Origin of the sequence: Streptacidiphilus jiangxiensis, assembly GCF_900109465.1 — a bacterium.
Lineage (GTDB): Bacteria > Actinomycetota > Actinomycetes > Streptomycetales > Streptomycetaceae > Streptacidiphilus > Streptacidiphilus jiangxiensis.
The window spans coordinates 288039-314241 of the sequence record NZ_FOAZ01000010.1; the positions used below are offsets into that span (position 1 = coordinate 288039).

A 26203-nucleotide genomic window follows, 5' to 3' on the forward strand; every position below is an offset into this window, starting at 1 on the left:
GCGTTGCCTTCGTCGTCACTCAGTGCTTACGACTGCTCGCTGCCCGCGGTCCGAAGCGGAAGACCAGTCCGCCCAGTACGAAGGTGAGACCACCCGCGAGGATCATCGGGGTGTTCTCCGAGCTCCCGGTCTCGGCGAGCTGCGTCCGGGCCGGGGCCTGCGTCATGGCGACGCCACCCGCGCCCCCGCCGGTCCCGCCGGTCCCGCCCGTGCTCGGCGCGGCCGAGGCGGTCGCGCCACCGGTCGGGCCGGCCGAGGCCGTCGCGGACGCCGTACTGCTCTGCGTCGGCGCCGTGCCCTGGGTCGGCGCCGTGCTCTGGGTCGGCGTCGCACTGTCACTGGGAGCACCGGAGCTCCCGCTGTCCCCGCCGTTCCCGCTGTCCCCGCCGCTCCCGCTGTCGCCGCCCACCAGGCCGACGCTCACGCTCACGCCCGGGGTATCGCTCGGCAGGACGTTCTGGTTGTCGTTCGGACCGTCCACGACCTTGGCGCTTGCCACGCCCGCGACCGAGAGGCCGGCTCCCGCCAACGCGAGCGCGATGCCCGCGATGCGTATGCCGTTGGCCTTCCTGCGGTGTCCGCGTGCCACACCCGCCCCTTCCGTTATGCCCCCGAGATCTGTTCGGGCGTCAGCATGGTGTGGCAAGGGCCCGGCGGTCAACTTTCGACCACCGGGCCCTTACTGAGCACGGATCGTGCTTACTCGGCCTTTTCCAGCGACTTGCGCCACCGGATGCCGGCCTCGATGAAGCCGTCCAGATCCCCGTCCAGCACGGCCTGAGGGTTGCTCACCTCGTGCTCGGTGCGCAGGTCCTTGACCATCTGGTACGGGTGCAGCACGTAGGAGCGCATCTGGTTGCCCCAGGAGCTGCCGCCGTCCTTGAGCGCGTCCATCGCGGCGCGCTCCTCCTGGCGGCGGCGCTCCAGCAGCTTGGCCTGGAGGACGTTCATCGCCGAGGCCTTGTTCTGGATCTGCGAGCGCTCGTTCTGGCAGGAGACGACGATGCCGCTCGGCAGGTGGGTGATGCGCACCGCCGAGTCGGTCGTGTTGACGCCCTGGCCGCCCGGACCGGAGGAGCGGTACACGTCGATGCGCAGCTCCTTCTCGTCGATCTCCACGTGGTCGCTGGACTCGACGACCGGCAGCACCTCGACGCCGGCGAAGGACGTCTGGCGGCGGCCCTGGTTGTCGAACGGCGAGATGCGGACCAGGCGGTGGGTGCCCTGCTCGACCGAGAGGGTGCCGTAGGCGTAGGGGGCCTTCACCGCGAAGGTCGCGGACTTGATGCCGGCCTCCTCCGCGTAGGAGGTGTCGTAGACCTCGGTCGGGTAGCCGTGGCGCTCGGCCCAGCGCAGGTACATGCGCATCAGCTGCTCGGCGAAGTCGGCGGCGTCGATGCCGCCCGCCTCGGCACGGATGTTGACCAGCGCCTCACGCGCGTCGTACTCGCCGGAGAGGAGGGTGCGGACCTCCATCTCCTGGACGGACTTGCGCACCGACTCCAGCTCGGACTCGGCCTCGCCGCGCGCGTCGGCGTCGCCCTCGGCCTCGGCGAGCTCGAAGAGGACCCCGAGGTCCTCGATCCGGCTGCGCAGGGTCTCGATCTTGCGCAGCTCGCCCTGGAGGTAGGAGAGCTTGGAGGTGACCTTCTGGGCGCTTTCGACGTCGTCCCAGAGGTCCGGCGCGGCGGCCTGCTCCTCGAAGACCGCGATGTCGGACCGGAGCCTGTCCAGGTCGACGACTGCCTCGATCGACGACATGGTCGACTCGAGCGACTTGAGCTCTTCGGAAGGATCAATGGCTGCCACGCCCCAAGCCTAATGCAGGCGGGAACGTTCCCACGGCCCGGGCAAGCCGAACGAGCCGGAGCCCTGCTATCGGCCGTGGGTGTACTGGAGGCCACCGGCCGGGGTGACCCGGAACAGCGTGATGCCGCCGCCGTCCGCGTACGCGCCCTGCGCGTACGTCGAGGCCGGGGCGGCCGGAAGCGCTGCGGGGGTCCACGTCGCGCCGGAGGCGGTGCTCGCCGCGTATCCGCCGTCCGTCGAGAAGACGTAGACCTCGCCCGAGACCGCCTGTACGGCCTCCGGCCGGGTCTGGCCGCTCACGCCGGTCACGGTGCGCGGCGGGACGTGCCACAGGCCGCCCGCGAACTGGATGTGCTGGACCGTTCCTGCCGCGACCGCGACGAAGGCGTCGATCCTGCCGCCGCTCTCCGCCGCCAGCGCGGGATCGCCCGAGACCTGGCCCACCAGCGGCACCGCCGCCCACGCCGTCCACGCGCCGTTGACGAAGGAGGTTGTTCCCAGCGCCCCGCCGATCCGGGCGACGAGGTCGACCCGGTCACCGGTGGCGACCGCCGCCGGCGGGGAGTCGACCCGGGTGTGGCCGTCCAGCTGGCTCCACGGGGACCACGAGCCGCCGGTGAGGTCGCGCTGGTAGATCAGGCCGTCGGTGCCGGTGGCGAAGAGCCTCAGCACGCCGCCCGGCAGGGCGACGGGCGCCGGCTCGCCGCTGACGTGTATGCCGGTGAGCTTGCCCCAGGACCCGAACGAGCCGCCGCTGCGGGTCACGTACCGCACCGCACCGCTCGCGTCGGTGCCGAAGACGTACGCGGTGCCGCCGACCCGGATCGCGCGCGCGCCGCTGACCAGCTGCGCCGGGACGGCGGGCACGTCGGCCCAGGCGGTCCAGGCGGGCAGATGGGGGGCGCCCGCGGCGGGCAGCGAGTCGCTGGCACCCGCGACGGGCGCCGTCGGCAGTCCGGCCGCGTGCGTGCGGTGGGCGTGGGGCGTCGCCGCGTCGCCGGGGTTGCCGTGGCGGGGGGCCGGGCCGCCGGAGAAGGCGGCGTACCCGCCCACGCCGACCAGCGTCAGGACGACGGCCGCGGCGCCGGCCAGGACAAGGCGTCGGCGGCGGGCCACCGCACCGCCCACGCCGCTGCGCCGGGCGCCGCCGAACCCGCCGAACCCGCCGACCGGGCCGGAGCCGGCCGGCCCGCCGGAGCGACGTGCGGCGGCCCGCTGGGCCCGGGAGGCCTCAGCGAGTCCGCTGAGCTCCTCGGGGCGGGGGCGGCGCAGGTTGGTGTGGGTCTCCCGGCTGGAGTCCGGCGCGCTGCCGGGGACCAGCGGGACGGCCGAGCCGCGCCGTCGGCGGGGCGTCTGCGTCCGGGCGTCGTCGTCCGCGGCCTCGTCGTCGGCGTCGTAGCCGTCGTAGCCGGGCAGCGGGGTGACCGCCGGGGCGTCGGGGTGGGCGATGCGCAGCGCCGGCAGCCCCGCCAGGGCCGGCAGCAGCTCGCGCAGGCCGGTGGCCAGCTCGGCGGCACGCAGCCGGGAGGCGGGGGCCTTGGCCAGGCACTGGGCGAGCACCTTCCACAGCGGCTCGGGCAGGCCGGGCAGCGGCGGGACGGATTCGGTGACGTGGCGGCGCAGCACCGCGCCGGTGTGGCCGCCGCCGAAGGGGGTGAACCCGGCCAGCAGCTCGTAGAGCACCGTGGCGAGGGCGTAGATGTCGACGGCGGCGCGCGGCTCCAGGCCTTCGATGATCTCCGGCGCGAGGTAGTCGGGCGTGCCGATGATGCGGGTGGCGCGGGTGCGGCGGGGGGCGTCGACCAGGCGGGCGATGCCGAAGTCGGAGAGCTTGGCGCGCGGCGCCCCGCCGGGGCCGGGGCCGGACGCCTGGTCGAGCAGGATGTTCTCGGGCTTCACGTCGCGGTGGATGACGCCCTGGGCGTGCGCGGCGGCGAGCCCCTCGGCGACGTCCGCGACGACGGAGACCGCCGCCTGCGGCGTGAACGGGCCCTCGCGGTCCAGCCGGGACCTCAGGTCGGAGCCGTGGACGAGCTCCATCACCAGGGCGAGGTCGTCACCGTCGACGACGAGGTCGCGGACACCGACCACGCGGGGGTGGTCGAGGCTGGTGAGGACCGTGCGCTCCTGGACGAACCGGCCGACCAGGACCTGGTCGGAGGCGAGGTCCTCGCGCAGGATCTTGATCGCGACCGGGCCCTCCGGGCCCTCCCCGAGCCACACGGTCCCGGCCGAACCGCGGCCGATCACCGAGTGCGCGGTGTAGCGGCTACCGATCTTGCGTGCCAAGGCTGCTCCGTGCGCGAGGTGGGGCTGGTTGACAGGCGCGCTGAGTCGGCGCCAGCGACCAAAGTACGCGGCCTGGAGCCGTTTGGGGGACAGCAGGGGTCGGACGGGGCGCTGGGAGTCGACAAATCGTCAATCCAGCGACCCGTTCCGCCGCTTTGCGTCAGTTTCCACCCGACGGCACGTTCGGGATCGACTTTCGGACCTTGTTCACCTGGTTCGCCGCGCCGGTGAGGTCGTGCCACCACGTCACGAGCTGGGCCCACCAGCCGTGGACGATGTTCAGCCCGTGGTCGATCCAGCCGTGCAGCGGCGAGAACCGCCAGACCAGGAAACCCACCACGACCAGGAAGATCAGCACCTTCAGGCAGCCCATGCCCGGGATCCGCGGCATCCGACGGCGCGGCGGGCGGGGCGCCCGCTCGCGGGCTCGCTCCGGCGCGCGGTCGTAGTCGGGCTCGCGCTCCCGCTCCGGTGCGCGGCGCGCGGGCTCGGGACGGCGCGCAGGCTCCGGCCGGCGCTCCTCGTACCCGCGCTCCTCGTACCCGCGCTCCCGCTGCGGCCGCTCCTGGTAGGGCCGCGGCGCGACGGGCGGCGGCGCCTGACGCCGCGTCTGCGGCGCCTGCCGTGCCTGGCCCGCCTGCTGCCCCTGCTGGGACGGCTGGCCCTGGTAACCCTGCTGACGCTGCGGCTGCGGCCGGTACGGCGGCGGGGCGACCTGCGGCCCGGCCGCGAACGGGTCGTCGACCGCGAACTCGCCCAGCGCGGCGATCTGCGTCTGCTCGTTGCGCTCCCGCGCCTGGCGCAGCTGCGACTCCCACGGGTGCGGGCTGTCCTGCCCGGCCCCGCCCTGCGGCGCGGCGCTTGTCGGCATCATCCGCGTCCGCTCCGGCCCGCCCGCACCGGTACCGCTCTGCGGCAGCACCGCCGTCGGGTCGGCGGCGCCGTACGGTTGCCCGCCGATGCCGCCCTGCCCGGCGCCCTGCGGGAGCACCGCCGTCGCATCAGCCGCACCGGGCACGTAGCCGTTCTGCGGCAGCACCGTGGTCGCGTCACCCGCGCCCGCGACAAAGCCCTGCGAGGCCAGCACCTGCGTCGGATCCGCCGCGCCGACGGGACCGGCGGTCGCCCCGCGGCCGCCCAGCAGCATCGTGCGGGCGTCCTCCGGCTGCCCCGGCAGCACCGGGGAGCCGTCGATGCCGGTGGTCTCGACGCCGCGCGGCAGCGTCGCGTCCTCGGAGCCGGGCAGGTTCGGCAGGTAGGCGGGCGGGGAGAGGAGCACGCCGACCGCGTTCGCGGCCTCGATCTGGGCCGGGGTCGCGTGCACGCCGACGCCCGCGGCGACCGTGCGCAGCGCCGTGGCCAGCGCGACCGCGGTCGGGCGGCGGGCCGGGTCCTTCTCCAGGCAGCGCTCCAGCACCGTCCACAGCGGATCGGGCACCGCGGCCGGACGCTCCGGCCGCTGCGACAGGTGCGCCTGCAGGATCTGGATCGGCCCGTCCCCGTGGAACGGCGGTCGCCCGGTGAGCAGCTCGTAGAGCATGATCCCGGCGCCGTAGACGTCGACGGCCGCCGTCTGCTCACGGCCCTCGGCGGACTCGGGCGCGACGTAGGCGGGCGTGCCGACGAACTCGGCGGTGCGGGTCAGGCCCGGGGAATCGGCCAGACGGGCGATGCCGAAGTCCGTCAGCAGCGGGTGCATGACCGGACCGGCCGGGCCCTGGACCGTCGCCAGCAGCACGTTCGCGGGCTTCAGGTCCCGGTGGACGACGCCGTCGCCGTGGCTGGCGGCGAGCGCGTCGGCGATCTGCGCCGTCAGCAGGGCGCCGGCCACCGGCGAGAGCGGACCGTGCTCGCGCAGGTAGCGGTACAGGTCGGGACCGTCGACGAGGTCCATGACCAGGGCGAGCAGCTCGCCCTCGACGACGAGGTCCCGCACCCGGACGATGTTCGGGTGCACCAGGCGCAGCAGCACCGCGCGCTCGCGCAGGAAGCGCATCACCACGTCGGGGTCGGTGGCCAGCTCCTCCTTGAGGACCTTGATCGCCACCACCGCGCCGGGCGCGACCGGGGCGTTCTCGGCGTCGTCCCGCACCCGGGCACGCCAGACCGTCCCGGTGGCGCCGCGTCCGAGCGGCTCCTCCAGCAGGTACTTACTGCCAACCGGCCGCACCCGTGCTCCTCGTCCTGCCGCGACGCTTGTTCCGCGCGCGGGGGGCTCGCGTTTTCGGCAACTCTAACGGCGTTCGAAGGACACGTCGTGCGCTGAGCTCCGCGTCGGGCCCTCCACTGATGCAGACGTGCCGTGGCCGCGATACGTTCCGAAGATCATCCGATCGGGTGCCGTGCGCGAACTGTCGGTGGCGGATGGGAGGATGCATACGACACCGTGGCGACCACCATCGCGTGCGGGCTGGAAGGGGCAGGGCGCATGCAGATCCGGCTGACCGTGCTTGGGCCGCGCGAGAGCGCGCCGACGTCCGTGGCGTCGTCGCCGCATGCCGCCGCGCCCGCGGCCGACGTGCTGGTCAGCGCGCCGGTCGGCACCACGCTGGGCTCCGTCGCGGCCGCCCTGGCCGGCGCGGTGGGCGCTCGCCCCGGCGCCCGCGCCGGCCGCGCCGCGACCCACGTGCACCTCTACGCCCAGGGCCGCCGCCTCGACGAGCGGGCGGTGCTCGGCCACCCGCCGCTGATCGACGGCGCGGTGCTGCGCCTGGACACCCCCGATCCGGACGACGCCGCCGAGCCGGCCGGGTCCTCCGCCGCCCTGCACGTCGTGGCCGGGCCCGACGCCGGCGGCATCCACCTGCTGCACCCCGGCCGCGTGGTGGTCGGCCGCTCCGCCGAGGCGGACGTGCCGGTCGACGACCCGGACGTCTCCCGGTTCCACCTCACCCTCGAGGTCGGCCCCGAGGGCCGGGTCACCGTCACCGACTCCGGCTCGACCAACGGCACGGTCCTCGACGGCGCCCGCGTCGGCACGGAGCCGCGCACGGTCGTGCCGGGCGCGTTGATCGAGCTCGGCGAGAGCGCGTTGCGCGTCGTCCCCGGACGGCTCGGCCGGGCCGAGGTGGTGCCCGACGGCCAGGGCGCCGTCCACGTGTCCACCCGCACCACCGGCTCCACGCCCCGGCCGGCCGGCTGGAACGAGCCGGGTCCGCTCGTCGGCCACACCGCCTCGGGCACGGGCGCCGCGGCGGAGGCGGCCGCGTCCCACGCCCACGCCACCCACGGACGGGGCTTCCGCGTCGGCGCCCCGCCCGGCGACGCCCAGCCGACCGCCGAGGCCGCCGCCCGGCGCGCAGACGGGCGTTCCGGCCTGCTCAAGCAGGCGCTCGGCCGCCGCAGGGCCGCACCACCCGCCTCCGCGGCCGCGGTCCCACCGCAGAGCCCCCCACGCGATCCGGGCCGCTGGCCCGACCCGGCCGAGCTGCTGCTCACCGCGCTCGGGCCCGGCCCGCGCCTGTGGGAGCGCGGCCAGACGCACGACGACGCCCTGGTGCTGCGCCTCGGCACCCGGGCCCACACGCCCGTCACCCTGGACCTGCGCACCGCCGGCAGTGTCGGCCTCACCGGCCCCCGCCCACGCCTGCTGGGCCTGGTGCGCGGCCTGCTCGCCCAGCTCGCCGTCCTGCACGCGCCCTCCGGGCTGGAGCTGGTCCTCGTCGCCGCCGACCAGTCGCTCCCGCTCGACGAACGCACCGACGCCTGGTCCTGGCTCCCCTGGCTGCCCCACCTGCGCCCCTCGCACGGCCAGCCCTGCCGCGCCCTCACCGCCTTCGACCCGACTCAGGCCCTCGCCCGCCTCCAGGAGCTCGCCCCGGACTGGGGCCTCGCGGTGACTCCCCCGGGCCCGGGCCCCCAGCTCAGCGGCGGCCCGGTCGGCGCGAGCGCCTTGACCGGCGGCGCGGGCACCCACGGTGCCTCAGGCGGAGCAGGCCTCGCCAGGGCCGGCGGCCCGTCGGGCGCGAGCGCCCTCACGGGCAGCTCGGGCGGCCGCGACGGCGGCCCGTCGGGCGCGAGCGCTCTCACCGGCGCCCCGGCAGGCTCGCACGGTATCCCCGGCCCGACGGGCGCGAGCCCCGCCGCAGGGCCGGGCGCGCGTGGCGCGCACGCCGCCGCGCCGCGGGGGCGGGCCACCGTCGTGGTCGTCGACGGCGACCCCGGCAGCGACGCGGCTCGCGCGGCCGTCGCGGAGCTGGTCGCGCACGGTGCCGCCCGGGACATCCACGTGCTGCAGCTCGCCGACTACCCCGAGGATCTGCCGCACAGCTGCGGCGCCGTCGTCTCCGTCACCGGCGAGGTCGGCACGCTGCTCGACATGGAGCGTCCGCTGCCGGGCAGCGCCCCGCGCGCGGCGGGCCAGCACCGGGCCGCGCCGGAGCGGGAGTTGGTCACCGCCATCGCCCTGGACGCCGTCGGTGCCGCCTGGGCGGGGCGTCTGGCGCGCGCGCTCGCGCCCCTGCGCGAGCCCGACACGGCCCGCCGCGGCGGCGGCCGCACCGCGTTGCCGGAGGCTGCCCGCCTGCTCGACCTGCTCGGCCTGGACCTGGTCACCCCGGCCAAGATCTCCGCCCGCTGGGCGGAACTGCGGATCGGCTCGGGCGAGATCGCCACCGCCACCGTCGGCGTCACCCGGGACGGCAGCTGCGCCTTCGACCTGACGGACCATCTGCTCGTGGGCGGCGCCCCGCAGTCCGGCCGTACCGAGCTGCTGCGTTCGCTGCTGGCCGGGCTCGCCGTCGCCGAACGCCCGGACCGCCTCGGCCTGCTGCTGATCGAGGGCCGCCCGCCGGCCGATCCGGCCAGGGGCCTGACCCCGGCCGTCGAGCTCCCGCACGTCGTCGGGCACCTGGCCACCACCGACGGCCCCGCACTGCGCGAGGCCGCGCGGGCGCTCAGCGTGGAGCTGGACCGCCGCGCGGCCCTGCTGGAGGGCCGCAGTTTCGCCGCCTGGCACGCGGAGCGCGCCCTCGCCCGGCTCGCACCGCCGCGGCGTCCCGCCGACGACTACCCGGCCGCCACGTCCGGCAGCCACACGGTCGCCGTCGAGGCGGAGCCGCTCCCCCACCTCGTCGTCGTGGTCGACGACTGGGACGCCCTGGTCGGCACGCCGCTGGCCCACGTCCTGGAGGACGCCGCACTGCGCGGCCCACGCCTCGGCGTCCGACTGGCCGTCACCACCGCCCAGCCCGAACGGACGGCGGGCACGGCGGTGGACGAGGCGGCACAGCTGCGTGTCGCGCTCCGGGTCGACTCCCCCACCGCCTCGGCGATGCTGATCCACGTCGACGACGCGGCGAGCCTCACCGAGGACGCCCCGGGCCGCGGCCTGCTCCGCCACCCCGACGGCGGCGTCACCCCGCTGCAGACGGCCCGCGTCACGGGCCGCATCCCGCGGACCGCGACGCTCCGTCCCACGGTGACCCCGCTGGACTGGGCGGCCCTGGGCGAACCCCCGGCCGCCCGCACCGTCCGCGAGCTGGGCAACGGCCCGACGGACCTGGCGCTGCTGGCCAGCGCCCTCCAGCGGGCCGCGGAGTCACTGGGGACGGCCCCGGTGCCCGACATCCTCTAGTGCTGTGGCCGGTCGGGTCCACACCACTCGCCGGTCGGCTCAGCTGCAGGAGGGCGCCCACAGGTGCTGCGGGAAGGTGCGGCCGTCGGTGGTCCGGGAGCTGATCATCAGGTCCCACTCGGTGCCCGCCGTCGGCGTGACGGTGAACGAGAGGGTCGCGTTGCCGTTGCCGTCGAACGTGCCGGTCTGGCCCTGGGTGTAGCCGGTGGTGCCGCCATCGGTCCAGTAGTCCGCCCACACCGGCGCGCCCGCGAACCAGGCACCGGTGAGGTTCTTGCCGTCGGGGCCCACCTGCACGGTGATCGTCTCCCACGGGAGGCGACGGAACCCGCCCAACGGGAGGCGGACGTAGCGGGCCCCGCAGGTGGCGGTCGCGGACGCGGTCGTGAACGGGAAGCCGGCCGAGGCGAAGACGGCCGTGCCGGGCGAGCCGCTCAGGGCGCAGTTCGCGACGGGCACGGTGAAGGTGTCGGCGCTCTGCGGGGTGGTCGACGAGGACCAGAACCCGGTCACCTGCAGCTTGAGCGTGTCGGCGGCGCTCGGGTTCGCGACCGCGAAGGTCGCGGTGGCGTTGTGGCGGGCGGCGTCGAAGCCCAGCCAGGAGTTGTCGGTGTGGTCGACGACGTTGCCGGGCGTGACGGTGCTGTAGGCGACGATCAACCCGGTGGAGGTGAGCCCCGACTGCGGGCCCAGGTTCTCGACGTTGACGGTGATCTCGTCGGTCGGGACGCCGTTCAGCGTGACGCAGTGCTGGTCGAACTGCGTCGACAGGGGTACGTCCTCCCCGGCGTGCGCGGCGGGCGCGAACGCGGCCGACGCCGCCAGCAGGGTGCCGGAGACGGCAAGGACCGCCGACGCCGAGCGTCTACGGTCCTTGCGCTGCTTGAACTGGAACATGCTTCCCCCTCGATGGCCGGTCGGATGAGCGGCTGCTCATCCGACCTGACGCCGCAGGCCCCACCACGGTTGCGACCCGTCGCAGCGAACCGCGAGACGGGTCCACAGGACCAGGACCGCCGGGAGGGCGAAGTAGCCGAAGCGGCTGGCCGGCGCGAGGGCGAAGGCGATGGCCAGGCCCAGCGCGAGGCGGTCCGCGCAGGCGACGAAGTCGACCGGCGGGCGCTTGACCAGCGAGACCGTGAGCGCCACCGCGCCGACCAGCAGCAGCACCCCCGCGACCGCCAGACCCGGCGTGCCCAACTCCGAGAGCAGCACGCCCGGCAGGGGGCTCTTCGCGGGCGTCGCGACCGCGCCGTGGCCGGTCGGGAAGAGGAAGACCTGCTCCAGCATCGTCTTCGGCGTCCGCAGCGCGAACGGCAGGATGACCGCCCCCGCGCCGCCGAGCGTCACCGCCGCGCAGCGCAGCGCCGCGCCCAGGCCGTAGAGGGCGAACACCGCCGCGAGGACCACCGGGACCACCGGCCAGGCCGTCCACTTCAGGGTGCAGGCGAAGGCCAGGACCAGGCCTGCCGCCATCGGACGGTTGCGCAACGCCAGCGCCGGGGCGACGCAGCAGACGCCGATCAGCGGGATGTCGATCCCGCTGACGCACAGCGGCAGGGCCAGGAACGGCGAGGCCACCAGCGCGCCCACCGCGGTGCCGTACGAGATCCCGTACGAGCTCGCACCCGCAGCCGGTGCGGGAGCGGACCTCAGCACGGCCCGCCCGGCGGACAGGCACAGCGCCAGGAAGCCCGCGCACCACAGCCTGGCGTCACCCAGCGGTCCCAGCAGGCCCAGCGCGTGCGGCAGACCGAACAGCGCCTGGCCCGGGAGGTAGGGGTTGTAGTCGGCGAGCCCGTGCGGGTGGGCGGCGTACGGGCTGCCGGTGTGCAGCATCAGCTCCATCGAGCGTTCCATCACCGCGACCTCGGGCTGTGCCCGGCCGGTGAGGACCAGCCACCCGAGGGGCAGCGCCACCGCGCCGATCAGGGCCACCGCCACCGACGCCCGGCGCCGACCCGTCCCGGCGACGAGGGCCGCCGCCAGGTAGGCGACCGCCGCCATCGTGCCCCAGGTGCGGTGCGTGGTCAGGTTGGAGATGACCAGGAACGAGCCCGCCCACCCGGCGGCGACGAGCCACCCCAGCACCCAGGTGCGCCGCTGCTCGAACCACGCCGCCCGCCGCGTCGCCCCCGCGACGACCTGCGGTGTGCTGACTGCGATGCTGCTGCTCACCGTGACCCGCCCTCCCCGTCCTTGTTGACGGGTCAGACGCTACGGGTACGCGGCGGGCCCCCGCGTCGCTCTCCGAAGGTAATTCGCGTGCATCCCTGGGATGACACCGACCCCGCGTCATCCTTCTGATGTAGCCGAACAACCGGGCGCCCGTCGTAAGGACGGGCGCCCGGTGTGAGGGGGAGGGAAGGTCAGCCGTTGGCGCCCGCAGGCGTCGTGGTCGTGGTGAAGCCCTCCAGCTTGTTCGCCGCGACGACGAAGTCGTTGGTGAAGGTGGTGGAGAGGTCGACCGAGGAGGTCGCGTTGCCCGCCAGGATCTCGGTCGCCAGCGAGGTCTTCGGGCCGCCGGCCGGCATGATGCCGTCGGGCAGGAACTGGCCCTTGTCCTGCGTCAGCGCGGTGATGTAGTCGGCCTTGGTGACCAGGGCGTTGTTGGTGTACGAGGCCGGCAGGTTGTTGGCGATGTCGGCCGCGGAGTGGGTGTTGATCCAGTGCATGGTCGCGACGAGAGCGTCGACGACCTTCTGCGCGGCGTCCTTGTGGGAGTTGACCCAGTCGGTGCGGGACAGCACGGAGGCAGCCGGCCACATGCCGCCGAGGGCGCTGCTGGCACCGCTCGTGGTGGCGAGGTCGATCGCGGAGTAGGCGATGTTCTTCTTCTCCAGCGCGGCGACCGTCGGCTGCGTGGTGATCGCACAGTCGACCTTGTGGTTCTGCAGGCCGGCCACGACGGTGGCGCCCGCGCCGACGCCGACGCGGTTGAAGTCGCTGGTCTTCAGGCCCTTCTGGGCGGCCAGGAACTTGATCAGCGTGTCGGTGCCGGAGCCCAGGTCGGTGACGCCGATCGTCTTGCCCTTGAAGTCCGCGGCGGAGTGCACGTTCTCGCCGGTGGCGCACATCACGCGCTCGCCCGGGGCGCCGGAGAGCTGGATGATGTCCTCGACCGCCTTGCCCTTCACCTGGAAGTCGATCGTGTGGTTGTACCAGGCGCCGGCCATGTCGACCTGGCCGGAGGCCATCGCGTCCTCGGCGCCGACGCCGCCGTCGAGCTCGGTGGAGAGGACGACGTTGACGCCGTACTTCTTGTAGAAGCCCAGCTGCTGCGCCAGCTCGTACGGCAGGTAGATCTGCTTGTCGATGCCGCCGACCATCAGTCTGACGGTGGGGGTTCCGGAGTCGCTGGAGCCGGAACCGCCCGAGGAGCCCGAGGAGGAGCAGGCGGTGGCGGTGCCGAGGGTGGCCAGGGCGAGGGAGGCGGCGATCACCGCGGAGCGCTTGAACATGGGGAGCCACATACCTTTCGAGGGTGGGGGTGCGTATGTGTCGGTACGTCAGATGGCGTTGGACGCCTCGGAGGGGGCGGCCGGACGCCAGGACAGCAGCCAGTGCTCGAACTTCCCGATCACCCACTCGGCCATGAGGACCAGGGCGGCGATCAGGAACATGGCCGCGAAGACCGTGTTGGGGTCGAACTGGTTCTGCGCCTGCTTGATGATCAGACCGAGGCCCTGCTGCGAGCCCAGCACCTCGCCGACCAGCGCGCCGACGATGGCGAAGCCGAAGGCGCTGTGCAGGCTGGCGATGATCCAGGTCAGCGCCGAGGGGACGATGACGTGGCGAGTGACCTGGAGGCGCGAGGCGCCGAGCACCTTCGCGTTGGCGAGGATGTTGCGGTCGACCTCGCGCACACCCTGGAAGGCGTTGAAGAAGACCACGAAGAAGACCAGGACCGCAGCCAGCAGGATCTTGGGCAGGGTGCCGAGACCGAAGGCGACGATGAAGATCGAGCCGAGCACAATGCGCGGGATCGCGTTCACGATCTTGATGTAGGGGCCGAGCACGTCCGCGAGGTAGCGGCTCTGGCCGAGCGCGACGCCGACGATGACACCGGCCACCGCGCCGATCGCGAAGCCGATCAGGGCCTCCTGCATGGTGACCCAGATGTTGGCGTAGATCGAGCCGAACTCGGTGCCGTTCGTGAAAAGGTTCTGCAGGCTCTTCCAGATGCCCGAGGGCTGACCGTAGAAGAACGGGTCGATCGTGTTGGTGCGGGCGGCGAGCTCCCAGCCACCCAGGAAGAGGACGGCGAAGCCGATCCGACCGGCCCAGACCGAGGCCTTGCGGCGCTGGACCGCTCGCTTGGCGGCCTTGGCTGCATCGGACTGCGCGGCGCGGGCGACGGCGTCGACCGGGGCGCCGGTCGCGGAGGTGGATGCGGTGCTCATGCTGCCTTGCCTTCCTTGGTGGGGGCACCGGAGGTGCGGGCGTAGGCGCGCTCGACCTCTTCGCGGAGGGTGTCCCAGATCTGGTGCTGGAGTTCGAGGAAGCGCGGCTCGAAGCGGATGTCCTGGACGGACCCGCGGGGGCGCGGCAGGTCGATGTCGTAGACCGCCTTGACCGTGCCGGGGCTGGAGGTCATCACGACGACCTTGTCGGCGAGGGCGACGGCCTCGTCCAGGTCGTGGGTGATGAACAGGACAGCCGGACGGCTCTGCTCCCACAGGCCCAGCAGCTCGTTCGACATGATCGCCTTGGTCTGCACGTCAAGGGCGCCGAACGGCTCGTCCATCATCAGGATCTTCGGCTCGTTGATCAGCGCGGCGGCCATGGCCACGCGCTTGCGCATACCGCCGGAGAGCTGGTGCGGGTAACGGTCCTCGAAGCCGGCCAGGCCCACCCGGCGCAACCAGTCCCGCGCGCGGGTCTGCGCCTCGGCCTTGCCGACGCCGCGGAAGATCGGTCCGAGTGCGACGTTCGCCAGCACCGTCTTCCAGGGCAGCAGCGCGTCCGCCTGGAACATGAAGCTGACGCCGTCGGTGATCCCGTCGACCACCTTGCCGCCGACCTTGACGGTGCCCTCGCTCGGCTTGTCCAGTCCGGACACCATGCCGAGGGTCGTCGACTTGCCGCAGCCGGTCGGTCCGACGACCGCGCAGAACTGGCCCGGCTCGACGGTGAAGGACACGTCCTTGATGGCCGTGAAGATCTCACCGCTGGGCGTCAGAAACCGCTTGGTGACGCCTTCGATCTCGATGCGGCCATTGTGCGTATCGGCCATGAGTCCCGCTCCTTCCACACCCCCGGTTCGAGGTATTGAGAAGGTAGGAGCGGGACCCGTGTTACGTCGCTGTTTCCGTGGTTGTCAGCTGTTAGTCGCGTAAGAGCCCATTCTGCTCGTTGTGCTCAGCTACTCAGCCACTCAGGCGCTCAGGCGCTCAGGCGCTCAGGCGCTCGGGCGGGGACGGCGCCATGTCGAAGGCGGAGTCGGCCACGGCGAGAACCGCCGGGTCGTGCGTCGCGATCACGGTGACGCAACCGCGCCCGGCGGTGGTTCCCACGATCAGCTCGGTCAGGGCCCGGGCCTGAGTGCGGTCGACGGCGGCGGTGGGCTCGTCGACGAGCAGCAACGCGGGTTCCAGGAGCAGCGCGCGTCCGAGCGCCACGCGTTGCCGTTCCCCGCCGGAGAGCTGGTCGGCCCGGTGTCGCAGCCGGTGGCCGAGGCCGAGCTCGGTCAGCAACTCCTCAGCCCTGGGCCGGAGTTGCCGGTGGCTGCGGCCAGCGATGGAGGCTGCGGCAAGGAGTTGGTCGACGACGACGAGGCCGCCGAGCAGGTTCCCGCTCTGGAACATGTAGCCGATCCGTTCGCGCCGGGCGCGGGCGCGATCGCGCTCGCTCAGGGCGGCGAGGTCGGCGCCGTCGAGCAGTACCTGTCCGGCGTCCGGGCGCAGCAACGCGCCGGCGACCGCGAGCAGCGTCGACTTGCCGGAGCCGGACGGCCCCACCAGGGCGGTGGCGGTGCCTGCGGCAAAGGTGGCATCGAGCCCGTCCAGCACCGTGACCCGGGCGTCACCGTGGCCCAACGTCACGCTGATTCCACGCAGTTCGAGGCTCATCGGCCGGCTCCCAGCATCGTCGTCGGATCGGCGGTGGCGACCCGCCGCAGGGTCAGGGCGGCACCCGCGAGCCCGGCGAGGGCGACGGTCGCCATGGTGGCCGCCAGGGTGGGCGCCGGCAGGCTGAACGGGACCTGCGCACCGAGCAGCAGCCCCACCGCGCCGGCCAGGGCGGCACCGACCAGCGTCCCGCCGACGACGACGGCCGAGGCCTGAGCGAGGGTGTGCCCGAGCAGCCGCCGCCGGGAGGCACCGAGGGCGCGCAGCAGGGCCAGCTCGGGCTGCCGCTGGACAGTCCAGATGCCGAAGAAGGCGCCGACGACGAGCGGGGCGATCAGATAGAGGAAGGTCTGGATCGAGGTCATGGTGACCTTCTCTCCGCTGTATCCGGGCGCGGCGGCGAAGGCGTCGGCCAGCGGCACGGTGCGCGTGCCCAGCCGCCGGTCCACGGCGGCGAGGTCGGTGCCGGGCACCGCCTGGATCGCCACCGCACTGTACTGGTAGGGCAGCTCGGCGGTGGCCTGCTGCGCTCCGGGGACGGCGAACCGGATCCGCTGCCAGGTCGCGGGGGTGACGTAGGCGACAGGCACGTGCCCGTAGGCGCTGCTCCCGGTGACACCGACGACGGTGAGGCGGACGCCGATCCGGTCGACGGTGAGGGTGTCACCGATCCTGACGCCCTGGTCGGCGAGCTTGCCGGAGACGACGACCTGGCCGTCCTCGGCGAGGCGGGCGCCCCTCTCGACACCGGGACTGAGGAACACGGCGGGGTCGACACCGAACGCGGCGAGGTCGACCTCGACGCCGCGTTCGGTGGTGCCGCGGGTAAGGGCGACGCCAAGGCCGGTCGCCCGCACACCGGGCTGCCGCTGCCAGGCGGCGAGGGTGTCGGCGCCGACGAGGCTGCGGGCGAACTGGTCGGTCTTCACGTCGGGCGAGAAGGCGAGATCGGTGGCGGACAACCGACGCAGCGCGGATACGGTGTCGTCGCCGAGGCCGGTGGTGAAGCCGGAGACGATCCCGACCAGGGCGGCGACGAGGACCACGACGGCGCCCATGAGCAGGAAGCGTCCGCGCGCGGCCTTGAGTTCGAGCAGGGCGAGATGCACCGTGCTCCTTCCAACATAGGGACAAGGTGTCCCCAAGATAGAACATGGGGACGCCGCGTCCCCAAACCGGGGTCGTCGCCGGGTCCGCCTCCTACACTGGGCGGATGCCCAGGATCAGCGCCGCCTCCGTGGCCGACCACCGCGCGCAGCAACGGCAGGCGCTCCTCGTCGCGGCCCGCGAGCTGCTGGAGGAGGGCGACGCGTCCGCGGTGACCTTCGCGGCGGTCGCCGCGCGGGCGGGTCTGGCCCGCAACAGCCTCTACAAGTACTTCGCCGACCGCGGCGCGCTGCTGGCCGAGGTTGTCCGCGAGGTCACCCCGCGCTGGACGGCCCGGATCGACGCGGAGCTCGCCCAGGCCCCCGACGCGCGCGGTCGCGTCGCCGCCTACGTCCGCGCCCAGTGCGCGCTGGCCCACGAGGGCGAGCACCGCGTCGCCCGCGCGCTGGCCGAGGACGGCGACGCGGTGGTGCTGCGCGCGGGCGCGGCCGAGGCGCACCGCGCGATCCTCGAACCGCTCGTCGCGACGCTGCGCGACCTCGGCGACGACACGCCGCTGCGCACGGCGCTGCTGCTCCAGGGTCTGGTCAACGCGGCCGTCACCGCGCTGGACGCGGGCGAGCCCTACCCGGACGTCACCGAGCGCGCCGTGGCCATGGCCCTTGGCGCGCTCGACGCGGCGGTCAGCGGCTGATCAGCCCTTCACCGAGCCCGCCAGCAGCCCGCGGACGAAGTAACGCTGCAACGAGAAGAAGACGATCAGCGGGACGACGACGGAGACGAACGCACCCGCCGTCAGGATCTCCCAGTGGTCGCCGAAGGAGCCGGACAGCTGCGCCAACCGGGAGGGCATCGGCGCGGACTCCGGTGCGCCGCCGGTGAAGGTGAGCCCGACCAGCAGGTCGTTCCAGACCCACAGGAACTGGAAGATGGCGAACGAGGCCAGCGCCGGAGTCGCCAGCGGCAGCACGATCGAGCGGAACACCCGGAAGTGGCTGGCGCCGTCGACGCGCGCGGCCTCGATCAGGTCGCGGGGCAGCTGGGCGATGAAGTTGTGCAGCAGGAAGACCGCGAGCGGCAGCGCGAACATGGTGTGCGCGATCCACACCGGCGCGTAGGTGCCGCCCATGCCGAGCGCCGGAAAGATCGTCACGCCGCCGATGTGCGCGCCGCCGGAGAACAGCTGGAGCAGCGGCACCAGCGCCATCTGCAGCGGCACCACCTGCAGCGCGAAGATCACGAAGAAGATCGCGTCGCTCCCCCGGAACGGGATCCAGGCCAGCACGTAGGCGGCCATCGACGCGATCACGATCGGGAAGATCGTGGCCGGAACGGTGATCGCGATCGAGTTCACCAGGTAGGGCATCAGCCCGTCCTGGACCCCGAACCCGCCGTTGAACAGCACGTCGTGGTAGTTCGCCAGGGTCAGGTGCGGGTGTGCGAAGAAGTCCCACCACCCGGTGTTCGCCACGTCCTGCTGCGGCCGCAGCGAGGTGACCAGCAGCCCGAGCGTCGGCACCGTCCACACGACGGTGACCAGCAGCACCGCGAAGGACGCGAGGGGGCTGCTGATCGCCCGCCGCACACCGGTACGAGTCGGCGTCGCCATCAGCGGATCCCCCGTTCCTTGCGCAGCATCGCGACGTTGTAGGCGACCAGCGGCACCACGGCCAGGAAGAGCAGCACGGCCAGGGCGCCGGCCCTTCCGTTGTTGAACTCGGTGAAGGCCTGGTTGTACATCTCGTTGGCCAGCACCTGGGTGCCGAAGTTGCCGCCGGTCATGGTCCGGATGATGTCGAAGAGCTTCAGCGTCGTGATCATCACCGTGGTCAGCACGACGATGATCGTGCTGCGGATCATCGGGATGGTGACGTTGCGGAACAGCCGCCACCCCTGCGCGCCGTCGAGCACGGCCGCCTCGGTGATGTCCTCCGGAATGGCCTTGATGGCGGCGGAGAGCACGACCATGGCGAACCCGGTCTGCACCCAGATCATGATGATCATCAGCAGGAAGTTGTTGAGCGGGTGCGACAGGATCCAGTTCGGCGGATGGTGCCAGCCGAGCCAGAGGCAGATCTGCGAGAGCAGGCCGATCTGCGGCTGGGAGGGGTCGCGGTAGGCGTAGACGAACTTCCAGATGATGCTGGCGCCGACGAAGGAGATCGCCATCGGCATGAAGATCAGCGACTTGTAGATCGCCTGCCCCCGCAGCCGGTCCACGAGCAGCGCGAGCACGAGCCCGAGACCGGTGGTCAGCAGCGGCGCGACGACGATCCAGAGCAGGGTGTTCAGCAGCACCTGGTGGATGTCGGAGTTCCCGAACGCCCAGGTGTAGTTGCCGGCGCCGAGGAACTTCGTGGAGTCCTCGTTGAACAGGCTCAGGTAGATCGTCCTGATCGCCGGGATCACGATCCCGACGAGCAGCAGCAGGATCGCCGGCCCGAGCAGCAGCAGGATCGCCAGCCTGCGCGACAGCCGCCCGCGCGCCGCTCCGGCCAGGTAGAACAGCAGGAGCAGCACACCGAGGAAGCCGGCGACGGCACCGAACATGTTCCCGAACTTGACGGACGTATCAGCCCACATGAGAAGTCGCTCCTACCCAGGGGCGCGGGGAACTGCGCGCTGAGCCACCGACATGCGGATGGTCCTCAACGTTCAGGGCCGTCCGCAGGCCGGTGGTTGCTCGCGCAGTTCCCCGCGCCCCTACATGTGCCTACTGCGGCCAGGCGGCGTCGATGTCCGCTGCGGTCTTCTGGACGGACTGGTTCTGCGCGAACCACGCCGTGAACGACTTCCACTCCTGCCCCGAACCGATCGCCGCGACCATCAGGTCGGACGCGTCGAAACGGAACGTCGCCGACGGGTCCGTCAGGTACTTCGCCGAGAGCTGGTCGATCGGGTCGGTGTAGATCGACGGGTCCACACCCTGGTTCGCCGAGACCCAGCCCGGTGCCTGCTTGATGCGGCTCGTCGCCCACTCCGACGTGGAGAGGTAGTTCTGCACGGCCTGCACCTCGGGCCGGCTGCTGAACGCCGCCACGAACTCGCCGCCGCCCTCGACCGGGGTCGGGATGGACGGGTTCACCGCAGGGAGCTTGAACGCCCAGATGTCGCCGTTCGGGCCCACGGTCGTGCCCTTGGGCCACTGCGCCTCGTAGAACGAGGCCTGCTGCAGCATCGAGCACTTGCCGGTCAGGATCGGCGTCCCGGCGTCCTGGAAGGTCGTGGAGGCGATGGACGAGACGTCGCCGAAGCCGCCGTTGACCCAGGCGGGGTTGTGCATCCAGTTCTGGACCACGTTCATCGAGTCGATGATCTGGGGGTCGGAGAACTTGACCTGGTGGCTGATCCACTGGTCGTAGACGTCGCCGCCGTACTTGCCGAGGACGACCTCCTCGACCCAGTCGGTCGCGGGCCAGCCCGTCGCCGTGCCGGAGCCGATACCACCGCACCACGGCTTGTTCTTGCCCGACTTGGCGATCTTGTCGCTGAGTGCCATCAGGTCCGCCCAGGTGGTCGGCACCTGGTAGCCCGCGGCCGCGAAGGCCTTGGGCGAGTACCAGACGAGCGACTTCATGTTCGCGCTCATCGGCGCGGCGTAGAAGGTGCCGTCGACCGAGCCGTAGCTCTTCCAGATGGGGGCCCACTTGCTCTCGTTCGCGACGGTCTGCGCCGGCGGCTTGACCACCTTGCCCGTCTTCACCATCTGCGCCAGCAGGCCGGGCTGCGGGATGATCGCCAGGTCCGGCGCGTTGCCGCCGGTGACCCGGACCGGGAGCTGGGACTCGAAGTCGTTGGAGCCGACGTAGGAGATCTTGATCCCGGTGCAGGAGCTGAACTTCGCCCAGGACCGCTCCAGGGCGTCCGACTCGGGGCTGAGGATCGAGGCGAACATCGTGACGGTCGTGCCCGAGTGGCCCGCGTAGGCCTGGAAGGGGGCGCAGTCACCGGTCAGGGTGGGCGTCGCGGAGGCGGTGCCGCCGTTGCCGCCGGAGGAGTTGGAACAGCCGGCGAGGAGAGTGAGCGCGGCGGCCGCCCCTACGGCGACGGCGCGGCGTCCGGACAGAGTGGGCCTGTGCATTGCGTGCCTCCAAGAGGGTGGACCGGGTGCGCGCCGTGCAGAGAGAGCCGTGCAGAGAGCCGTGCGGTCGTGAAAGTTCTTGCAGCAGATACAGGACCATAACCTGACGCCAACACCTGGCCAAGGGGTCGCGCCGCGTTCAGATCTTGAAGCACGCAAGGGGCCCACGGCTCGTGTGCCGTGGGCCCCTTGCGTTACACGGTGCTCAGCGCATCGACCCGGTCCGCAGCAGCGTGCGGATGACCCGCATCGCGACGCTGAGGTTGGCCAGGTCGTACGACTCCGACGTCCTTATGTCGTCGAGCGTGGTCTTGGCGCGGTTGACCAGCGTCGCGTTCGCCTCGACCCAGGCCTGGAACCGCTCCTCCGGCGTCGCGCCGGGCTCGCCGTAGCCGAGCAGGTCCGCGGTGAGCGTCGCGTGGGCCGCGAAGAGGTCCTCGCGGATGGCCGCGCGGGCCATCGACTGCCAACGGTCGGTGCGGGGCAGCTCGATGATCCGGTCGAGCAGCTCGGCGATCTGCAGGCGCGAGCCGAGGTCGTAGTAGACCTCCGCCACGTCCAGCACCTCGGCGCCGTGGCGGTCGGCGGTCTCGATGATGTCCAGCGAGGGGAAGACCGAGGAGAGACCGGCGATCTTGACTGCCAGCTCCTCCTGCACACCCGCCTCGAGCAGCTCGTCGCGCACGGACGCGAACCACTCCAGGTCCGAGCCGCGGACCAGCTCAGGCACCTTGCTCCAGACCAGGTTGACCCGCTCGCGGAAGACCTCGATGGTCTCCGCGATGTCGAGCGGCTGGCGCCGGTTGTTGAGCAGCCAGCGGGTGGCGCGCTCGACCAGGCGACGGCTGTGCAGCCGCATCTTGGTCTGGATCTCCGCCGGGACCTTGTTGTCCAGGTCCTCGATCTCCTGCCAGATGCCCTTGAGGTCGAAGATCGCGCGGGCCGCGGTGTGCGAGCGCACGACCTCCTCGTAGGTGGCACCCGTCTCCTCGCGCAGACGGAAGGCGAAGGTCATGCCGCCGCGGTTGATGGTCTCGTTGACCACGACCGTGGTGATGATCTCCCGGCGCAGCGCGTGGCCGTCGATCTGCTCCTCGAACCGCTGCTGGAGCTGCGGCGGGAAGTAGCGGTGCAGCTTGCCACGCAGGTACGGGTCGTCCGGCAGGTCCGAGGCGAGGATCTCGTCGGCCAGGGTGATCTTCGTGTAGGCGAGCAGCACGGCCAGCTCGGGCTGGGTCAGGCCGCGCCCGGCCGCCGCCCGCTCGCGCATCTGCGCGCCGGTCGGCAGGAACTCCAGCGCCCGGTTGAGGTGGCCGTCGGCGACCAGACGGCGCATCAGCCGCTGGTGCACGTTGACCATGCTCGGCGCCTGCGACGAGGCGTTGGCCAGCGCCACGTTCTGGGCGTAGTTGTTCACCAGGACGTGCTCGCCGACCTGGTCGGTCATCTCGGCCAGCAGCGCGTTGCGCTGCTTGACCGTCATGTCGCCGTCGGTGACGACCTGGTTGAGCAGGATCTTGATGTTCACCTCGTGGTCCGAGGTGTCGACGCCGGCCGAGTTGTCGATGGCGTCGGTGTTGACCTTGCCGCCCTCGCCGCCGTGGCCCAGCGTCGCGAACTCGATGCGGCCGAGCTGGGTCGCGCCCAGGTTGCCGCCCTCGCCGAACACCTTGACCCGCAGCTCGCCGCCGTTGACGCGGATCGCGTCGTTGGCCTTGTCGCCGACCTCGAGGTTGTTCTCGCTCGCGGCCTTGACGTAGGTGCCGATGCCGCCGTTCCACAGCAGGTCGACCGGGGAGAGCAGGATCGCCTTCATCAGCTCGGCCGGGGTGAGCCGGGAGACGCCCGCCTCGATGCCCAGCGCCTCGCGCATCTGCGCGGTGATGGTGATCGACTTGGCGCTGCGCGGGAAGATGCCGCCGCCGGCCGAGATCAGCTCGGTGTTGTAGTCCTCCCAGGAGCTGCGCGGCAGGTCGAACATCCGCTTGCGCTCGGCGAAGGAGCTCGCCGCCTCCGGGTTCGGGTCCACGAAGATGTGGCGGTGGTCGAACGCGGCGACCAGGCGGATGTGCTCGCTGAGCAGCATGCCGTTGCCGAACACGTCACCGGACATGTCGCCGATGCCGACGACGGTGAAGTCCTCGGACTGGGTGTCGTGGCCCAGCTCGCGGAAGTGGCGCTTGACCGACTCCCAGGCGCCGCGGGCGGTGATGCCCATGCCCTTGTGGTCGTAACCGGCCGAGCCACCGGAGGCGAAGGCGTCGCCCAGCCAGAAGCCGTACTCGTTCGCGACACCGTTGGCGATGTCGGAGAAGGTCGCGGTGCCCTTGTCGGCGGCGACGACGAGGTAGGTGTCGTCACCGTCGTGGCGCACGACGTCCTTCGGCGGCACGACCTCGCCGGCGACCAGGTTGTCGGTGATGTCGAGCAGACCGGAGATGAAGGTCTTGTAGGAGGAGATGCCCTCGTCCATCCAGGCCTGGCGGTCCAGCGACGGGTCGGGCAGCTGCTTGGCGAAGAATCCGCCCTTGGAGCCGACCGGCACGATGACGGTGTTCTTCACCATCTGGGCCTTGACCAGGCCGAGGATCTCGGTGCGGAAGTCCTCACGACGGTCGGACCAGCGCAGACCACCGCGGGCGACCTTGCCGAAGCGCAGGTGCACGCCCTCGACCTGCGGCGAGTAGACCCAGATCTCGTAGGCCGGGCGCGGGGCCGGCAGGTCCGGGATGGCCTGAGGGTCGAACTTCATCGACACGTAGGCGTGCGGCTCGCCCGCCTCGGTGCGCTGGAAGAAGTTGGTGCGCAGGGTGGCCTTGATCAGCGTCAGGAAGGAACGCAGGATGCGGTCCTCGTCGAGGCTGACGACCTGGTCGAGCGCGCCGTCCAGCTCCTCCAGCAGACCCTCCGTCAGCTCGGCGGCGCTGTGCGTGTGCGCGGGCGACAGACGGGCCTCGAAGAGGTTCACCAGCAGGCGGGTGACGTGGACGTTGTTGAGGAGCGCGTCCTCCATGTAGTCCTGCGAGAAGGCCACACCGGCCTGGCGCAGGTACTTGGCGTAGGCGCGCAGCACCATCGCCTGACGCCAGCCCAGACCGGCGCGCAGGACGAGGGAGTTGAAGCCGTCGTTCTCGGCCTTGCCGGTCCAGACGGCGGCGAAGGCCTTCTGGAACCGCTCGCGGCTCTCGTCGGTGATGGTGTCGGCGACATCGGGACGCAGCTTCAGGCCGAAGTCGTAGACCCAGGCGACCGTGCCGTCGGCGCGGCGCAGCTCGTAGGGGTGCTCGTCGAGCACCTCGACGCCGAGGCGGGACAGGACCGGCAGCACCTCGGTCAGCGAGACCGAGCCGCCCTCCCAGTAGATCTTGAAGCGGCGCTCGTCGCCCTCGGCGTCGACCGGCTGGTACAGGTTGAGCCGGAAGTCGCCGGCGCCCGCGAGGGACTCCAGCTGGCGCAGGTCGGCGACGCCGGTGGCCGGGGTGAAGTCGGCGCGGTAGCCGTCGGGGAAGGCGTTGGCGTAGCGGCGCGAGGCCTCTGCCGCGCGCTCCTCGCCGCACTCACGGACCAGCACCTCGTTGAAGCCGTCCGCCCAGGAGCGGGCGGTCTCGGCGAGCTTGGCCTCCAGCCGGTCGATGTCCTGCTCGCTCAGGTGCGGCAGCTCGGTGCCGGCCGGCACCCGGATGACGAAGTGCAGACGGGCCAGGACCGACTCGGTGTTCCACGCGGTGTAGTCGATCGCCGAGCCGCCCAGCTCCTGCATCAGCAGGTCCATCAGACGCAGGCGCACGCGGGTGGTGTAGCGGTCACGCGGCAGGTAGACCAGCGCGGAGAAGTAGCGGCCGTACTCGTCCTGGCGCAGGAACAGGCGCAGCTTGCGGCGCTCCTGCAGGTACAGCACGGAGTGCGCGATGGAGAGCAGCTCGGCGACCGGCGTCTGGAAGAGCTCGTCGCGCGGGTAGGTCTCCAGGATCTGCAGCAGGTCGCGACCGTCGTGGCTCTCGGCGCTGAAGCCGGCCTCCGCGAGCACCTCCTGCACCTTGCGGCGGGCCACCGGCACGCGGTTGACCGACTCGGTGTAGGCGGCGGCGGAGAACAGGCCGAGGAAGCGGCGCTCGCCGATGACGTTGCCCTGGGCGTCGAACTTCTTGACGCCCACGTAGTCGAGGTAGGACGGGCGGTGCACGGTGGCGCGGCTGTTGGCCTTGGTCAGCACCAGCAGCTTCTGCTCGCGGGCCTTCGCGCGGGCCGGGGCGGTCAGGCGGCCGAAGGCGGAGGAGTCGCCCGACTTCGGGTCCGAACGCAGGATGCCGAGACCGGTGCCGGCGACGGCGTGCAGCGCGTCCTCGCCGTCCGGGGTCTCCACCAGGTCGTACTCGCGGTAGCCGAGGAAGGTGAAGTGGTCGTCGGCGAGCCAGCGCAGCAGGTCCCAGGTCTCCGCAACCTCCTGCTCGGCCAGGCCGGCCGGCGGGGTCTCACGGAGCTCGTCGGCGAGGCGCAGCGCGGACTCGCGCATCTTGCCCCAGTCCTCGACGACCTCGCGGACGTCGCCGAGAACGCGGCGCAGGTCGCTCTCGATGGCGCGCAGGTCCTCGCGGTCGGTCTCGCGGTCGATCTCGATGTGCATCCACGACTCGACCAGCGCGTCGGCCGGGCGCTTCTTGTCGCAGGCGTCCAGGTCGAGGATCTCGATCAGCTTGCCGGTGATGTCACGGCGGACGACCATCTGCGGGTGGATCACGACGTGGATGCCGCGGTCCTGGCGGGTCAGCTCCTGGGTGACCGAGTCGACCAGGAACGGCATGTCGTCGGTGACGATCTCGACCACGGTGTGGCCGCACTGCCACCCGTTCTCCTCGACGGTCGGGGTGTGGACCCGGACCTCCACTGCGCCCTGCGGGCGCTTGGCCGCGAGCCGGTGGTGGGAGGCTGCCGCTCCGTAGACGTCGACCGGATCCCGGTCGAGCAGGTCCTCGGGTGCCGTGTGCAGGTAGTAGTGCTTCAGGTAGGAGGCAAGGGCGCCGTTGCCCAGCGCCTCTCCCTGAGCCGCCTTGCTGAGCAGTTCGGCCTTGGCTGCGTCCAGCTGGGTCTGCATGACTTCTTGGCTCCTGTCGCGCGCCGTTGCGTGACTCGGTGGGTGCGGTTGCTTGCGTGGTTCTGCGTGGGATGCGCAAGATCCACCGGGTCTGTCCCTATCCTCCCCCATTGCGAGGGATGATCGGTCCGGCCCCTGTGGTTCCGGTCGAGCCTAACTTGGGTAGGAGACCGTGTCCC

At 72.2% G+C, this 26203-nt stretch carries 17 protein-coding genes and 1 pseudogene; 2 read left to right on the forward strand and 16 right to left on the reverse strand.

Features of this window, described 5'->3' with window-relative positions; genetic code table 11:
• Window positions 1-19: 19 nt before the first annotated feature.
• The 5 genes and pseudogenes from BMY61_RS21010 to BMY61_RS21025 all read right to left on the reverse strand — a co-directional run bounded on the left by BMY61_RS21010 (window position 20) and on the right by BMY61_RS21025 (window position 6268).
• A complete protein-coding gene (locus BMY61_RS21010; RefSeq protein ID WP_042458928.1) occupies window positions 20-589 on the reverse strand; it encodes an LPXTG cell wall anchor domain-containing protein in 570 nt (189 codons plus the stop codon).
• Window positions 590-699: 110 nt separating this feature from the next.
• On the reverse strand, window positions 700-1809 hold the full coding sequence (gene prfB, locus BMY61_RS21015; protein ID WP_042458931.1) for a peptide chain release factor 2: 1110 nt from the start codon (window positions 1807-1809) through the stop codon (window positions 700-702).
• 66 nt (window positions 1810-1875) lie between these two features.
• The gene (locus BMY61_RS48945) at window positions 1876-2862 is read right to left on the reverse strand and encodes a DUF8189 domain-containing protein (protein WP_483316198.1); all 987 of its coding nucleotides are present in this window, start codon (window positions 2860-2862) and stop codon (window positions 1876-1878) included.
• Window positions 2836-4098: pseudogene (locus tag BMY61_RS48440) on the reverse strand (serine/threonine-protein kinase); the annotation flags it as partial. The gene BMY61_RS48945 and the pseudogene BMY61_RS48440, both read right to left, overlap by 27 nt.
• 160 nt (window positions 4099-4258) lie before the next feature.
• Entirely contained in the window at window positions 4259-6268 is a 2010-nt protein-coding gene (locus BMY61_RS21025; RefSeq protein WP_042461490.1) for a serine/threonine-protein kinase, read from the reverse strand.
• A gap of 216 nt (window positions 6269-6484) precedes the next feature.
• Here BMY61_RS21025 and BMY61_RS21030 point away from each other — a divergent pair, with 216 nt between their 5' ends.
• Window positions 6485-9673 carry an FHA domain-containing protein gene (locus BMY61_RS21030; protein ID WP_244904217.1) on the forward strand — a complete coding sequence of 1063 codons (3189 nt, stop codon included), beginning with the start codon at window positions 6485-6487 and terminating at the stop codon, window positions 9671-9673.
• Between the two features lie 39 nt (window positions 9674-9712).
• Here the strand turns inward: BMY61_RS21030 and BMY61_RS21035 are convergent, their stop codons facing one another.
• The 7 genes from BMY61_RS21035 to BMY61_RS21065 form a co-directional block, all read right to left on the reverse strand.
• Window positions 9713-10570, reverse strand: a complete 858-nt coding sequence (locus tag BMY61_RS21035) for a hypothetical protein (protein WP_042459857.1) — start codon at window positions 10568-10570, stop codon at window positions 9713-9715.
• Window positions 10571-10606: 36 nt separating this feature from the next.
• Complete coding sequence (locus BMY61_RS21040; protein WP_052439505.1) at window positions 10607-11851, reverse strand: DUF2029 domain-containing protein; 1245 nt, start codon at window positions 11849-11851, stop codon at window positions 10607-10609.
• Between the two features lie 191 nt (window positions 11852-12042).
• Window positions 12043-13134, reverse strand: coding sequence for an ABC transporter substrate-binding protein (locus tag BMY61_RS21045; protein WP_042459875.1), 1092 nt, complete (start codon window positions 13132-13134; stop codon window positions 12043-12045).
• A 48-nt stretch (window positions 13135-13182) separates the two neighbouring features.
• Window positions 13183-14076: an ABC transporter permease gene (locus BMY61_RS21050; RefSeq protein WP_042459853.1), complete on the reverse strand. Its 894-nt coding sequence runs from the start codon at window positions 14074-14076 to the stop codon at window positions 13183-13185.
• Window positions 14073-14909, reverse strand: coding sequence for an ABC transporter ATP-binding protein (locus BMY61_RS21055; RefSeq protein ID WP_042459850.1), 837 nt, complete (start codon window positions 14907-14909; stop codon window positions 14073-14075). The genes BMY61_RS21050 and BMY61_RS21055 overlap by 4 nt, the downstream gene beginning before the upstream one ends.
• A 157-nt stretch (window positions 14910-15066) precedes the next feature.
• On the reverse strand, window positions 15067-15744 hold the full coding sequence (locus tag BMY61_RS21060; protein ID WP_042459847.1) for an ABC transporter ATP-binding protein: 678 nt from the start codon (window positions 15742-15744) through the stop codon (window positions 15067-15069).
• Window positions 15741-16853, reverse strand: a complete 1113-nt coding sequence (locus BMY61_RS21065) for an ABC transporter permease (protein WP_042459844.1) — start codon at window positions 16851-16853, stop codon at window positions 15741-15743. The genes BMY61_RS21060 and BMY61_RS21065 overlap by 4 nt, the downstream gene beginning before the upstream one ends.
• A 104-nt stretch (window positions 16854-16957) precedes the next feature.
• Between BMY61_RS21065 and BMY61_RS21070 the strand changes: the two genes are divergently transcribed.
• A complete protein-coding gene (locus BMY61_RS21070) occupies window positions 16958-17545 on the forward strand; it encodes a TetR/AcrR family transcriptional regulator (RefSeq protein ID WP_042459841.1) in 588 nt (195 codons plus the stop codon).
• Here BMY61_RS21070 and BMY61_RS21075 read toward each other — a convergent pair whose 3' ends face one another.
• The 4 genes from BMY61_RS21075 to BMY61_RS21090 form a co-directional block, all read right to left on the reverse strand.
• Window positions 17546-18460: a carbohydrate ABC transporter permease gene (locus BMY61_RS21075; RefSeq protein ID WP_042459838.1), complete on the reverse strand. Its 915-nt coding sequence runs from the start codon at window positions 18458-18460 to the stop codon at window positions 17546-17548.
• Entirely contained in the window at window positions 18460-19434 is a 975-nt protein-coding gene (locus tag BMY61_RS21080; RefSeq protein WP_042459834.1) for a carbohydrate ABC transporter permease, read from the reverse strand. The genes BMY61_RS21075 and BMY61_RS21080 overlap by 1 nt, the downstream gene beginning before the upstream one ends.
• A gap of 130 nt (window positions 19435-19564) precedes the next feature.
• On the reverse strand, window positions 19565-20932 hold the full coding sequence (locus tag BMY61_RS21085) for an ABC transporter substrate-binding protein (protein ID WP_042459831.1): 1368 nt from the start codon (window positions 20930-20932) through the stop codon (window positions 19565-19567).
• 205 nt (window positions 20933-21137) lie between these two features.
• Window positions 21138-26024, reverse strand: coding sequence for an NAD-glutamate dehydrogenase (locus tag BMY61_RS21090; RefSeq protein WP_042459829.1), 4887 nt, complete (start codon window positions 26022-26024; stop codon window positions 21138-21140).
• Between the last annotated feature and the right edge of the window lie 179 nt (window positions 26025-26203).